The organism is Halobacillus trueperi, from assembly GCF_003386945.1.
Taxonomy (GTDB): Bacteria; Bacillota; Bacilli; order Bacillales; family Halobacillaceae; genus Halobacillus; species Halobacillus aidingensis.
The window spans coordinates 76,947-90,136 of record NZ_QUAE01000004.1 but is presented as its reverse complement, the minus strand read 5'-3'; the positions used below and the strand labels follow the sequence as shown (position 1 = coordinate 90,136).

Here is a 13,190-nt window from a genome sequence, read left to right as displayed (position 1 = left end):
GTGCAACTCCCCGCCCTCGAGTCCCCTCATGAAATGTGTCGAAAATAAGCCTTCAATAACCTTGCCATTATATTGAATAATTTATTTTTATCATAAAAGCAGCAGATTAACTAATATTTACAAATAAACTTAAAATAACTTATTTTCGATTGATTTCCATTAAGTAATTACTTATAATCACTTATAAGAGCAAAAACGGAAGGAGGATTCGATGTATCAGGAAGAACGTCTAATTGGAATCTTGCAATTTTTAAAAGAAAATCGCCGGATTTCCATTGATCAAATGTGTGAGATGTTTGATATATCAAGAGACACAGCAAGACGGGATTTAGTAAAGTTGGAGGAACGGAAAGCGATCGTGCGTACACGCGGGGGAGCAATCCTGCCGAGGGCACATACGACCATTCAAAATTATTCTCACCGTTTAAAAACCGTTTCTTTCGAAAAACAGCAGATCGGTAGTAAAGCGGCTTCTTTTATCCGTCCTGGAGAGAAGATTATTTTGGATACATCTACGACGGTTCAGGCATGTGCGAATCAAATCAGGCCTATGGACATCACGGTGATTACCAATTCGATTCACCAAGCGGAAATTTTATCGAATGTTGAAAACGTGTCCATCCAATTGCTTGGTGGTTTTCTCCAAAAGGAGCACCAATTTCTTTACGGAGCTTCCGTCATCGAACGATTAAAAAGCTATCATGTGGACCAAGCGTTTATCGGAGTGGTGGGAATATCTGCTTCGGGGCTCTCGATTGCCCACGAAGAAGACGGGATGGTCAAACGAAACATGATCAAACAGGCAGAACAAGTCATTGTTCTTGCGGACCATACGAAGTTTGGCGTGACCGAGTTCTTTACTTTCGCAGAACTTGAAGACGTGGATGTCATCATTACAGACCAACTTCCTGATGAAGAATTTCAACAAAAATTACAAGATCATCATGTAGACTTGATTGTTACGGAAGAGGAGGGATCTGATTTATGGACATGATTGCCATTGATTTAGACGGAACACTGTTAAATTCCACGAATGAAATCAGCAAGAATAATATTCAGGCTATTCAGCGTGCCCAGTCGAAGGGCGTTGAGGTGGTCATAGCAACAGGAAGAGCAGCATTCGATGTCCGTAACCTTTTCTCCGGCCTGGACCTTCACACATGGGTGATCGCCGCCAATGGGGCGACGATCCATTGTCCGGACGGTAAGCTTTTTTCATCCACACCGATGGAAAAAGAAGATGTCACTGAAATTTTGGGGTGGCTTGAAAAAGAAGGATTCTACTATGAAGCGATTGATGATGAAGCAATTTTAACCCCGCAAAATGGCAGGGAGCTTATGAACATTGAACTCGATCGGATTCAGAGTGCAAACCCGAAAACCGATCTGACCAGGCTGGAAAAGGCAGCTGAAAAACAATTTAGTCAGTCCGGATTTTTGCATGTAGACTCCTATAAAGAAATCGTCGATAAGCATAGGAACGTGTACAACATTCTCGCCTTCTCCTTTGAAGAAGAAAAACTCCAAAAAGGATGGGAGAGATTCGAAGACCACCCTGACTTGACTCTTGTAAGTTCTGCCAACCATAACTTCGAACTGGAACACAGGCTTGCTTCTAAAGGAAATGCCGTCCGGCAGTTGACTAAACAACTGAACCGATCTATAGAAAGAACGGCGGTCATTGGAGATAGTTTCAATGATTTATCTATGATGAACATAGCAGGGTACAGCGCCGCCATGGGGAATGCCAAAGATGAAGTGAAAGAGGCCTGCTGCTACCTTACGAAAACGAATGACGAAGACGGTGTCGCTCATGCAATCGACCACTTCCTGACCCTTTAGGATCATCCATTCCCAGCGTGACTTTTCGGGAGGCGTGATGGGGATGATGATATAGATGGCTTCTTTGAAGCTAATCATAAAAAAGACGCCCGAGACTTCAAGTCTCGGGCGTCTTCCTTTTTACGCCGGTGGTACATCAGCATCGGAATACCGATGATCCAAATCGACGAACTTGTTGTATTCTTTCACAAAGGCAAGAGAAACTGTTCCCACCGGACCATTACGTTGCTTGGCCAGGATGATTTCAATGATGTTCTGGTTTTCGGATTCCTGGTCGTAGTAATCATCACGATAAAGGAATCCTACGATATCGGCATCCTGCTCAATCGAACCGGATTCACGCAAGTCAGACATCATCGGTCGCTTGTCCTGCCTTGATTCGACTCCACGGGAGAGCTGAGACAGAGCGATCAATGGAACATTAAGCTCACGAGCCAATCCTTTTAAAGAACGGGAAATTTCTGATACTTCCTGCTGACGGTTTTCTTTTGAGTTGGCGCTTCCCTGGATCAACTGCAAATAGTCGATCAGAATCATGCCAAGTCCGTGTTCCTGTTTGAGACGACGGCACTTAGAACGGATTTCGCTGACGCGGATACCTGGTGTATCATCAATATAAATACCGGCGTTGGATAGACTTCCCATCGCCATCGTCAGCTTGTTCCAATCCTCTGTTTCCATCTGCCCTGTACGGAGACGCTGAGCATCGATGTTTCCTTCCGCACAAATCATACGGGAGACGAGCTGGTCGGCCCCCATCTCCAAACTGAAAATCGCGACATTCTCATCGGTATGGACCGCTACGTTCTGCGCAATGTTCAAAGCAAACGCGGTCTTACCCATAGACGGACGGGCGGCGATGATAATCAAATCATTCCGTTGGAAGCCAGAGGTGATATGATCAAGATCGCGATACCCTGTCGGAATTCCAGTCGTACTTCCGTCATTGTGGTGCAGCTGTTCAATGTTGTCATAAACGTCAATCAGTACGTCTTTAATACTTTTGAAAGCACTGGAATTTTTCCTTTGGGAAACCTCGAGAATGTCTTTTTCTGCGGCGTTCAATACATCCTCTAAGTCCTCTTCTTCTGAATAGCCGGTCGTTACGATATTCGTAGCCGTACGGATCAAACTTCTAAGGGTCGATTTTTCACTCACAATGCTTGTGTAATACTGGATATTCGCAGCAGTCGGTACGGAGTTTGCGATATCCGTCAAATAAGAAACCCCTCCGACTTCCTCGAGCACCTGGTTGTTGGAAAGAGCTGCCGTTACGGTGACGAGATCGATCGGCTCTCCTTTATCTGAGAGCGAAAGCATCACTTCGAAAATTCGCTGGTGGCTCGCCCGATAGAAATCTTCAGGAAGAAGATACTCAGCAGCTGTCGACATTGCTTCAGGTTCTAAAAAGACCGCACCGAGTACCGCCTGTTCAGCTTCTATATTATGGGGCGGGGTACGATCGTTCCACATTTCACTCACTGTTGTTCCTCCTCTGAATCTAAAGCACGGATGGCCCGTCCGTCACAAACAACCGCACGTTGTACGGTTATTTTATACATCCTTCCTTTTCATTATGAAAAAGAGGGATGTGAGCCAGAAATACAAAACAGAAGCGCCCAATAGCTCCAGTAGAATGGATTGGGCGCTTGATCGTTCAAGACTTACTTTTCCTCGACATGGACTTTGATCGTACCTGTTACTTCTGGGTGAAGTTTCACAGGGACGTTCGTGTAGCCCAATGTCCGGATCGGATCATCAAGCTCGATTTTACGTTTATCGATTTTAATATTATGGGATTTCTTCAGTTGCTCGGCGATCTGCTTACTTGTTATGGAACCAAATAGGCGGCCGTTATCTCCGGATTTCGCCACAAGCTTCACTTCGAGATCCGCAAGCGTTTCTTTCAAACGTTTCGCTTCCTCGACTTCTTCCTGTGCTTGCTGTTCGGCTTTGGCATCTTTAGCTTTTTGCGCCTGGACGTTCCCCTTCGTCGCTTCTACCGCCAAATTGTTTTTTAGGAGGTAGTTGCGCGCGTATCCATCGTTCACTTCTTTGATTTCGCCTTTTTTGCCTTTTCCTTTGACATCCGCTTTGAAAATTACTTTCATTCTGTGTCTCCCCCTTCAAAATATTCATCAATAATATCTTGCAACAATGCTTTTGCATCTTCAATCGTTGTATCTTCAAGCTGTGTGGCTGCGTTCGTCAAATGCCCGCCCCCGTTCATCCTCTCCATGATGACCTGGACATTGATATCCCCGAGAGAACGGGCGCTGATGCCGATCCGTCCATCACTGCGTTCAGAAATAACGAACGAGGAAACAATCCCGCTCATGGTCAGTAGCGTATCCGCGGCCTGTGCAATGATAACAGGTCCGTAAGTTTCTCCACGGTCCCCGGTGGAAATCGCAATTCCATCTCTGTAAACAGAGGCCCGTTCAATCAGCTTACTTCTGCGGATATAGACATCGAGATCTTCTTTCATGAACTTCTGGACTTGTACGGTATCCGCTCCCTTGGACCTCAAGTATGAGGCAGCATCGAATGTCCGTGACCCTGTACGGAGCGTGAAGCTTTTTGTGTCGACGATAATCCCTGCGAGCAGGGCGGTCGATTCGAGCATCGACAGTTTCAGTTTTTTCGGCTGGTATTCAAGCAGCTCAGTGACAAGTTCAGCTGTCGATGATGCGTATGGTTCCATATAAACAAGTGTCGGATCGGCGATGAATTCTTCTGCACGTCTATGGTGATCAATCACGACGACATGCTCCGTTTTGGAAAGCAGCTTCTCCTCAATGACCATGGAAGGCTTGTGCGTATCCACAACAACAAGCAGTGTATCATTCGTCACCATCTCTAAAGCATCCTCAGGTGGGATGAAGTAATGCCAGAGGTCTTCGTCTTTCTCGATTTCCTCGACCATCCGTTGAACGCCGGTGTCGATATCCTCCGGATCAAGGACGATGGCGGCTTTCTTGTCGTTTGCCTGGGCAATTTTCAAGATACCGATCGACGCGCCGACAGAGTCCATATCCGGGGATTTGTGTCCCATGATCAAAACCTTCTCACTTGCCTGAACAAGTTCTTTCATGGCATGGGAGATGACGCGGGCGCGTACCCGTGTCCGTTTTTCCATCGGATTTGTCTTTCCGCCATAGAAACGGACTTTCCCTGAATCGTCTTTGATGGCGACCTGGTCTCCACCTCGGCCGAGCGCAAGGTCAAGACTCGATTGAGCTAGTTCACCAAGCTCCGGAAGACTGACCGGGCCGACACCGATTCCGAAACTTAACGTCAATGGAACGTTCTGGTCTGTAATCAATTCACGTACATCATCAAGGATTTCAAACTTCGCTTTTTCCAACGTATAAAGAATTTTCTGATTCATGACCGCTATGAAGCGCTCTTGAGAAGTCCGCTTCAAGTAAATGCCATAGTCTCCCGCCCACTTGTTTAAAATCGAAGTCACTTGCGAGTTGATATGGCTTTTGGCGGTGTCATCCATCCCCTGAGTAATTTCTTCATAGTTATCAAGGAAAATGATGGAAAGAACCGTCTGTTCATTTTCATAACGGTTGTGGATTTCCGTCTGCTGTGTCCGGTCGAACAAGTAAAGCAGACGTTCATCCCTTTTGATAATCGTCTGGAATTTATAACCGGCAATCGTGATCCAAACTTCATCTTCCTCATCTTTCACACATGGAATCAGGTGATCGGAAAGTCGTTTTAACGATTCGCCAACAATCGTATCCTCTTCTGTGAACTTGTTCATATAAGGATTCGCCCACTCGATCATATAGTTTTCACTATAGAGAACGATTCCGATGGGCATTTCCAGTAAGGCTTCTTCGCCCACTTTTTTCACCCTGTAGGATAAGGTCGATATATATTCTTCTGTCTCATTGATCATGTTCTGTTCAGTACGGACACTGTAAAAAATGGACGCAGCTAAAAAGAGCGTCATCATTAGTCCCAGCATCCATTGATAGTACCAGATGAAGCCAAGCAGAATGAGAGAGATCAAATAAATGATCCACAAGTGTCCGCTCATTGTTGGTTTTTTAAAAAAATTCGGCATTGCATTCAGCTCCTACCATCTTCTTGAGAGCGATCATTCTTTCTTTTCTTCCACACGTTCCCTCATCGGAAATCCTATATCAATTATACCGATTATTCTCACAAGGTACATGATGATTTGTGGAAGAAGTATGGAAAATACAACCACAAGAATCGGTATAGCTTTTGACCACTTTTTCTTCCATGCATAGAAAAAGACGAAAGAGAATCCCTGCAGGACGATCAGTGCTCCCGTCAGAATAAATACATTCACGGCAGCTAAATAAATCAGATTATTGCCATCCATCGTGACATAATTCAAGATCATTGCAACAAAGTAATACCATAATATTGATGTAGGCAGCTTGAAGTTCTTAAAATCCGTGAATCCCATGGACTGATTTTCGATGCGATTGATCAGTTTATAGGTCGTCCATTGGGTGACGAAAGCCATCATGACACCACTCATCGCCAATATACTTGGGACAATATCCGGGATAAAATCAATCAATTGCCCGATCTCAGCCAAATCCGTCTCTACCTCTTCTCCATCAAGAAGCCCTGAGAAAATTCTCTCGAAAGTGCCGTAGCCCTGGTTCATACCATTTTTCAGTTCTTCCATTAAATTGACTCCAAGAAAGAGCTGCGTGATTAAGAGAATTCCGAGAAGACCGATGACAAACCCAACAGAGCCAATAGCAAGAGCTTCATAGGATGAACGTTTGTGATGCAAAGCGATACCTAAGAAAAGCCCGCCAATTCCGGCCAGCAAGGTGAAAACGGTAAATACGGTCGCAAATAATAGTGTGAAAATGGTGGCGGCCACAAACATAAGGCCCCCTGCTTTTCCACCATAACGATAACTATAATAAACAAATGGAACAGGCAGGATCATTAATAGTAGTGGTCCCATAACCGGCAAAAAAATGATTACCAATAACAATAGCAGATATAGGCCGGTCATTAAAGCCCCTTCCGTCAACCTCTTTGTGTCATTCATGATTGATAAAGCACCTCTATTTCTATCGCGCTTGTCTTAACCTCCCTATTTTAACATATCATCCCCTCATACTTCTCGTATCAAATGCTTCCATCCGCTTCTTCTTGGTGATTTTTTCTAATGTTTGTTATGATGAATAAAATTCGATAGAGGAGGGCCCCACATGCGCACCGATTACCACGTCCATATGGCAGAAACCGGAAACCTTGATGTCGACTATCTACGAACCTACATAACAAAAGCGAAAGAAGAAGGAATTGAAGAATTAGGCATATCTGAACACGCGTATTTCTTTCAGGAAACACGTGACATTCTCTCCAACCCTTGGGTGGAGAACCGTCGTACGCTTGACTTTGAAACCTACCAAAAGATGTTTGATGAAGCAGCCAAAGCAGAACTTCCGATCAAGATGGGCATTGAAATGGATTACATGCCAGGAAAAGAAAAAGAGATGGAAACCTTTATATCCTCCCATCCTTTTGATTACGTGATTGGGTCCGTCCACTGGATTGATGAATGGGGCATTGATCTTGCGATTTACCGTGATGAATATGAAAATAGAGATCTAAAAGACGTCTATCAGCAATACTTTGACCGTGTCGTCACCCTTGCAGAGTCAGGACTTTTTGATTTTGTCGGACATATTGATGTCATCAAAGTGTTCGGTTACCGGCCAGATGACAAAGAATTTTTGAAAGAACAATATAAACGCGCAGCAAAAGCTCTAGCGAAAACAGATACATGCATTGAAATCAGTACGGCAGGCTTGCGCAAACCAGTTGGAGAACTCTATCCAGATCCAACGCTTCTACAAATGTGTAAAGATGAAGGTGTTGGAATCGTTCTCTGCTCGGATGCCCACAAGCCGGACCATATCGGGTACCGTTATGAAAGAGCGATCGATCTTGCAAAATCCGTTGGTTATACAGAAGTCCATACATTCTCCAACCGCAAACGCCAGGTGCATCCCATTGGCTGACTTCATTTTTAAGAAGCGGTTTGGGATCGAAAAAAATGAGGGGTACAAAACAAACAAGCGGCTCGCAGTCAGAGGCATTCTTTTTCAAGAAGGAAAAATTCTGATGGTGAAGTCTAACCTCGGGGATTACAAATTGCCTGGTGGTGGCGTTGATGATGGAGAGGAAGATAAGGAAGCTCTCATTAGAGAAATCCAAGAAGAAACAGGCTTTAGGAACTGCCAGGTGAGACAATTTGCTGGTGAGATTGTGGAAAGTCACCTTGACATTTATGACCCTGAAGCAACATTTGAAATGACCTCCCGTTATTATTTTTGTGAGTGGTGGGGAGAGAAGGGCGGACAACAGCTGGATCCCTATGAGGAAGACCAGGACTTCACACCCGTATGGATAAGCGTCGAGAAAGCCCTTGCCCAAAACGGAAAAATACTGGGTCAAACAAAAAAAAATACATGGATCGAGCGGGAGAATTACGTTTTAGATCAATTACTGAATAACGTGCAAACTTCCTGATATCCGAAAGATAAACGTAAAAAAGCTCAACGTCACACCGACGCTGAGCTTTTTTCATTAATATTGAATTGGTGCACCAGGTCCTACAGGGATTCCTAATAGCACCCATACGAGCAACAGTAGCAACCAGCCAAGTAAGAACGCAACGGAATAAGGAATCATCATGGAAATGAGTGTTCCAATCCCTAGTTTCTTATCATAGCGCTGAGCGAACGCGATGATGACAGGGAAGTATAGAAGCAACGGGGTAATCATGTTCGTCACAGAGTCTGCGATACGATAGAGCAATGTCGTAAACTCCGGAGAATAGCCAAGATTCATCATGATCGGAACGAAAACAGGGGCCAAAATTGTCCATTTGGCTGAAGAACTTCCAATGAAGAAGTTGACGACCATCGTCAGTCCAATAAACGTTAAGATGAGTCCAATCCCATCAAACCCTGTAGAATTCAAAAAGTCTGCCCCGCGAAAAGCGATGACAGTCCCTAAATTCGTTTCACGGAAATACGCGATAAACTGTCCTGCCGTAAACGCAAGGGCAATATAACCGCTCATGCTTGCCATTGTTTTTCCAAGCAGTTTGGTAAGGTCCTTATCATTAGAAATCTCTTTTGTAACGATTCCATAAATCAAACCCGGGACCAAGAATAATAGGAAAATGACGAATACCAATGCACTGAAAAACGGAGATTCAATATAGGCCCCGTCTCCACGCAAAGGACCGAAAGACAAGTAAGCCATGAGAGCAAACGTAATCAGAAAACCGATCCCAGCAAGACGCATCCCTTTTTTCTCAAGAGCGGTCAACTCATCGATTTCCCCTTCCTGCTCACCTTCATACTTACCAAGTCTGGGTTCTACGATTTTTTCAGTTACGAGCGTACCAATAAGAGTGATCAGAACGACAGACACGGCTGCGAAGAAGTAATTCATTGTGACCGTAATCGTTTCTGCATAAGCAGGGTCGATCGTACGTGTCGCTTCAGCAGTCAACTCTTGAAGGATGGCATCGGTAGACGTGAGAGCTAAATTGGCACCAAACCCACCAGACACACCCGCAAAGGCGGCAGCAAGTCCAGCAAGTGGGTGTCGCCCAAGTCCTAAGAAAAGGACGGCTCCAAGTGGTGGAAGTACAACGTAACCGGCGTTGACCGTTACACTGGACATGACTCCGGCGAAAACTAAAGCAGCCGTCAACAATTTTTGAGGAAAGGAAAACACAATTCCTTTCAAAGATGCATTTATCAAACCCGTTTGTTCAGCAAGACCAATGCCGAGCATGGTCACAAGAACGGCTCCAAGCGGCGGAAACCCAATAAAGTTATCGACCGCACTGTTAAATATATAATCCAGGCCACTCAGACTGAAAAGGTTTTTCACCTCTACGGCTTCCCCTGTCGTTGGATTCGTGACAGATACACCGGCAAAAATTCCAGAAATAATCACTACGATAAATGCTAATATAGCAAACAGCAACAATGGTGATGGAAGCTTATTCCCCAGCCATTCGATGCCATCTAAAATACGAAATAAAAACCTACGACCAGATGAAATCTCTGCTCTGTTTTCCTCCATTATATCCCCACCCTACAAAGTTGATGAATTAAGTCGGAATTAAGTCGGAATTAAACTTAACAAGAGAAATTCTCAAAGTCAAAGCTTTTGTACTAGATTTTACAAAACTATAAAATGGAATCACTTTTTCCATAATAAAAAGACAAACCTGTTGAGGTTTGTCTTTTTTTATATAAAATAATAGCAATTATCTTCGGATCAGCTACCCATAAATGGATACAATTAAATCGTCAAACACTGTACTTGCTTGATATCTTCAATTTGAGCAAGCTTTTCGTTACACTCCCCATCCACCGGTTTGTCTACAGTGAGCACCATGACGGCTTCTCCACCTTCATTCGTACGTCCAACCTGCATGGTTGCAATGTTGATTTCATGTTCGGCAAGTAAGCTCCCCACGCGGCCGATCGCGCCTGGTTGGTCGGTGTGGCGGATCACGACAAGATGTCCCTCTGGAACAACGTCGATGGAATACTGATCAAACTGCACGATACGTGCGCCTAAACCGTTCAGCAGCGTACCGGCAAGGCTGCGCTTTTCCTGATCGGTCTCGATTTCAACGGTGATCAAGTTCGTAAATCCTTTCGTTTGAGTCGACTTCTGCTCATTTACCGTAATCCCTTTGTCAGAAGCTGTCTTGAACGCATTCACATCATTCACACGTTCTCCGATATGACGTTTCAATATCCCCTTGACGGCAATCCGTGTAAGAGGCATTGTATCAACCTCGAGCAAATCGCCACTATAATACACGTTCACACGCTCAAGCGTACCTTCCACCACTTTTGATAAAAAGGCGCCTAAACGTTCAGAGAGCTTGAAGTAAGGGGAGAGCTTCTCCATCATTTCTGATGACACAGAAGGTAGATTGACAGGGTTTCTCACCGTTCCTCCGCGCAATAGTTCCAGCACATCGTAGCTGACGTCTGTCGCGACGTTTTCCTGGGCTTCGATCGTACTTGCACCGAGGTGAGGGGTGGCGATCACTTCCGGCAAGGATAACAACGGATGCTCCGTCGCAGGTTCTTCTTCAAAGACATCAAGCGCTGCCCCGGCGATTTTCCCTGATTGGATCGCTTCATAAAGCGCATTTTCTTCTACAATCCCTCCACGGGCACAATTCAATATACGGGCTCCCGTCTTCATCATGGCAATGGCTTCTTCATTAATCAGATGCTTCGTTTTGTCAATCAGAGGGGTATGAACAGTCAGAAAGTCTGCCTGTTTGAGAACTTCCTCTAATGTCCCATGTGTGACACCTGCTTTTTCTGCTTTTTCTTCATTCAGAAACGGATCGAAGGCGATTACTTTCATGCGGTGACCTTTGGCGCGCTGGGCGACTTCGCGACCGATCCGCCCGAACCCGACAATGCCGAGCACTTTATCTTTCAACTCAACGCCGACGAATTTTTTACGTTCCCACCGCTTTTGTTGGAGCTGATGATAAGCTTGCGGAATGTTCCGAGCTAACGACATGAGCATTGCCATTGTGTGTTCGGCTGTCGAGATCGTATTCCCATCTGGGGCATTCACGACAATGACGCCGTTTTCCGTGGCCGCATCGAGATCGATGTTATCGACTCCCACTCCCGCACGGCCGATAATCTTCAAATGAGGGGCATGTTCAATGACTTCTCTTGTCACTTGCGTCTGGCTTCTTACGATAAGCGCTTCTACCGAACCGATTTCCTCCAACAACTGCTCATGAGATAAGTTCGGATTCATGACGGTTTCGATATCTTCCGCCTCTAATAGAGGTCTGATTCCATCTTCACTCAGTGGATCACTAATCAATACGCGGTGCATCTCTATTCCTCCCTTGTACGTTCCAAATAAACGGCTTGCGCAGCTGCGACACCCGCTCCCGGTTCGAATTCATGACCTAAACGTTTCAAGACAATTTCAAGAATTCCTATATATTGAAGTACATTAGCAGGACGACAGTATCCCATGTGTCCAATCCTGAAAATTTCACCCTTCATATGCTTCTGTCCGCCAGCTAAAATAAGGCCGAACTCTTCATTCGCCACTTTTCGGAGTTGTTCTGCCTCAAAAGATTCTGGTCGGATCGATGTGACGGTCGATGAAGCATCTTCGTCAGAGACCAACAGAGGCAGGTTCAAGGCACGGCAAGCGTCCCGTGTCATTTCTTTCATCGTTTGGTGACGTTCAAAAACCCGATCTAAGCCTTCCTCTTCCAACAATCCAAGGACCTGCTGGAGACCGAAAAGAAGGGAAAGAGCAGGTGTAAAAGGAGTCTGCCCTCCTTCAAGCTGTTGACGGTATTTCCGTAAATCTAAGTAAAAACGAGGACGCGGATTTTCATCAATGACTGACCAGGCCTGAGCTCCGACAGCCAAAAACGCGAGCCCCGCAGGAAGCATCATCGCTTTTTGTGAACCTGAAACTAAGATATCGATTCCAGACTGATCCATCTTCACTTCGGCGCCTCCAATAGAAGAAACCCCATCGACGATGACAAGAGCTGAACTTATAGATTTTACACGCTCAGCGATTTTTTCCACCGGATGCATGACCCCTGTCGATGTTTCACAGTGTGTAAGAAATACGGCCTTCGTATCAGGATGTTCTTGAAGTGCTTCTTCCACTTGGGAGATCTCGACTGCTTTTCCCCATGGAACCTCAACGCGTACCACATCCAATTCATACGTCTCACAAATCTGAGCAAAACGATCTCCGAATGCTCCAGCGACTACGACAATTGCTTTGTCCCCGGGCTTGGTCGTGTTTACAACAGATGCTTCTAAAGAAGACGTCCCGCTCCCTGTAACGACCAGCACCTCTCCAGATGTACCGAACACCGGCTTCAGTTTAGGAGCAATAGCATTGATCAAATCTTTGGCCTTCCCACCACGGTGGCCGATCATCGGTTGATTCATGCTCCGTTCTACACTCGGTGGAATTGGCGTTGGACCAGGGGTGTGCAACAAATCCCATTCACGTTTCATACTTCCTTCAACCTCCTCTATATTCAGTGATTCACTTTTCTCCATAGATCCTTTTATGCTTTAGAAAAGCAATGATATTCTCTAATCCTATCAAAGAAAGAACCATTGTCAATTAAATTAGAATATTCTGTTCAACGACATTTTTTTCTTATTTTTATCGAATAAAGGACTTTGATTTTTTTCTTTTTTATCTGTATAATTCAAAAAGTAATTATTTTTAGAAAATTAAAAATAGGGGGAATTCACTTTGAGAAA

The 13,190-nt window shown here is 44.9% G+C and carries 11 protein-coding genes; 4 read left to right on the top strand and 7 right to left on the bottom strand.

Translation table 11 applies throughout. The annotated features are described in order from the left end of the window. Positions 1-211: 211 nt before the first annotated feature. Together DYE48_RS06990 and DYE48_RS06985 are read left to right on the top strand one after the other, a co-directional pair. Positions 212-994 carry a DeoR/GlpR family DNA-binding transcription regulator gene (locus DYE48_RS06990; protein WP_115823008.1) on the top strand — a complete coding sequence of 261 codons (783 nt, stop codon included), beginning with the start codon at positions 212-214 and terminating at the stop codon, positions 992-994. Then, positions 985-1,842, top strand: coding sequence for a Cof-type HAD-IIB family hydrolase (locus tag DYE48_RS06985; protein WP_115823007.1), 858 nt, complete (start codon positions 985-987; stop codon positions 1,840-1,842). The genes DYE48_RS06990 and DYE48_RS06985 overlap by 10 nt, the downstream gene beginning before the upstream one ends. A gap of 120 nt (positions 1,843-1,962) precedes the next feature. Here the strand turns inward: DYE48_RS06985 and dnaB are convergent, their stop codons facing one another. From dnaB to DYE48_RS06965, 4 genes are all read right to left on the bottom strand, one after another. Continuing rightward, complete coding sequence (dnaB, locus tag DYE48_RS06980) at positions 1,963-3,324, bottom strand: replicative DNA helicase (RefSeq protein WP_089650694.1); 1,362 nt, start codon at positions 3,322-3,324, stop codon at positions 1,963-1,965. Positions 3,325-3,506: 182 nt separating this feature from the next. After that, complete coding sequence (gene rplI / locus DYE48_RS06975; protein ID WP_089650695.1) at positions 3,507-3,953, bottom strand: 50S ribosomal protein L9; 447 nt, start codon at positions 3,951-3,953, stop codon at positions 3,507-3,509. Next, complete coding sequence (locus tag DYE48_RS06970; RefSeq protein ID WP_115823006.1) at positions 3,950-5,923, bottom strand: DHH family phosphoesterase; 1,974 nt, start codon at positions 5,921-5,923, stop codon at positions 3,950-3,952. The genes rplI and DYE48_RS06970 overlap by 4 nt, the downstream gene beginning before the upstream one ends. Before the next feature lie 33 nt (positions 5,924-5,956). Beyond that, the gene (locus DYE48_RS06965; protein WP_115823005.1) at positions 5,957-6,901 is read right to left on the bottom strand and encodes a YybS family protein; all 945 of its coding nucleotides are present in this window, start codon (positions 6,899-6,901) and stop codon (positions 5,957-5,959) included. A 163-nt stretch (positions 6,902-7,064) separates the two neighbouring features. Between DYE48_RS06965 and DYE48_RS06960 the strand changes: the two genes are divergently transcribed. Both DYE48_RS06960 and DYE48_RS06955 read left to right on the top strand, forming a co-directional pair. Next, complete coding sequence (locus tag DYE48_RS06960) at positions 7,065-7,880, top strand: histidinol-phosphatase HisJ family protein (RefSeq protein ID WP_115823004.1); 816 nt, start codon at positions 7,065-7,067, stop codon at positions 7,878-7,880. Further along, positions 7,873-8,391, top strand: coding sequence for an NUDIX domain-containing protein (locus DYE48_RS06955; RefSeq protein WP_167449459.1), 519 nt, complete (start codon positions 7,873-7,875; stop codon positions 8,389-8,391). The genes DYE48_RS06960 and DYE48_RS06955 overlap by 8 nt, the downstream gene beginning before the upstream one ends. 57 nt (positions 8,392-8,448) lie before the next feature. Here the strand turns inward: DYE48_RS06955 and DYE48_RS06950 are convergent, their stop codons facing one another. The 3 genes from DYE48_RS06950 to DYE48_RS06940 all read right to left on the bottom strand — a co-directional run bounded on the left by DYE48_RS06950 (position 8,449) and on the right by DYE48_RS06940 (position 12,935). Continuing rightward, positions 8,449-9,966 (bottom strand): AbgT family transporter, encoded by a 1,518-nt coding sequence (locus DYE48_RS06950; protein WP_115823002.1) that lies wholly within the window; start codon positions 9,964-9,966, stop codon positions 8,449-8,451. Positions 9,967-10,188: 222 nt separating this feature from the next. Continuing rightward, the gene (gene serA, locus DYE48_RS06945; RefSeq protein WP_115823001.1) at positions 10,189-11,772 is read right to left on the bottom strand and encodes a phosphoglycerate dehydrogenase; all 1,584 of its coding nucleotides are present in this window, start codon (positions 11,770-11,772) and stop codon (positions 10,189-10,191) included. 2 nt (positions 11,773-11,774) lie between these two features. Then, positions 11,775-12,935, bottom strand: coding sequence for a pyridoxal-phosphate-dependent aminotransferase family protein (locus tag DYE48_RS06940; RefSeq protein WP_115823000.1), 1,161 nt, complete (start codon positions 12,933-12,935; stop codon positions 11,775-11,777). Positions 12,936-13,190: the final 255 nt, after the last annotated feature.

Coding starts and splice junctions, on each gene's coding strand:
- DYE48_RS06985 (WP_115823007.1), top strand. CDS start 985: ATGGACATGATTGCCATTGATTTAGACGGAACACTGTTAAATTCCACG.
- rplI (WP_089650695.1), bottom strand. CDS start 3,953: ATGAAAGTAATTTTCAAAGCGGATGTCAAAGGAAAAGGCAAAAAAGGC.
- DYE48_RS06990 (WP_115823008.1), top strand. CDS start 212: ATGTATCAGGAAGAACGTCTAATTGGAATCTTGCAATTTTTAAAAGAA.
- DYE48_RS06950 (WP_115823002.1), bottom strand. CDS start 9,966: ATGGAGGAAAACAGAGCAGAGATTTCATCTGGTCGTAGGTTTTTATTT.
- DYE48_RS06940 (WP_115823000.1), bottom strand. CDS start 12,935: ATGAAACGTGAATGGGATTTGTTGCACACCCCTGGTCCAACGCCAATT.
- DYE48_RS06970 (WP_115823006.1), bottom strand. CDS start 5,923: ATGCCGAATTTTTTTAAAAAACCAACAATGAGCGGACACTTGTGGATC.
- DYE48_RS06965 (WP_115823005.1), bottom strand. CDS start 6,901: ATGAATGACACAAAGAGGTTGACGGAAGGGGCTTTAATGACCGGCCTA.
- serA (WP_115823001.1), bottom strand. CDS start 11,772: ATGCACCGCGTATTGATTAGTGATCCACTGAGTGAAGATGGAATCAGA.
- DYE48_RS06960 (WP_115823004.1), top strand. CDS start 7,065: ATGCGCACCGATTACCACGTCCATATGGCAGAAACCGGAAACCTTGAT.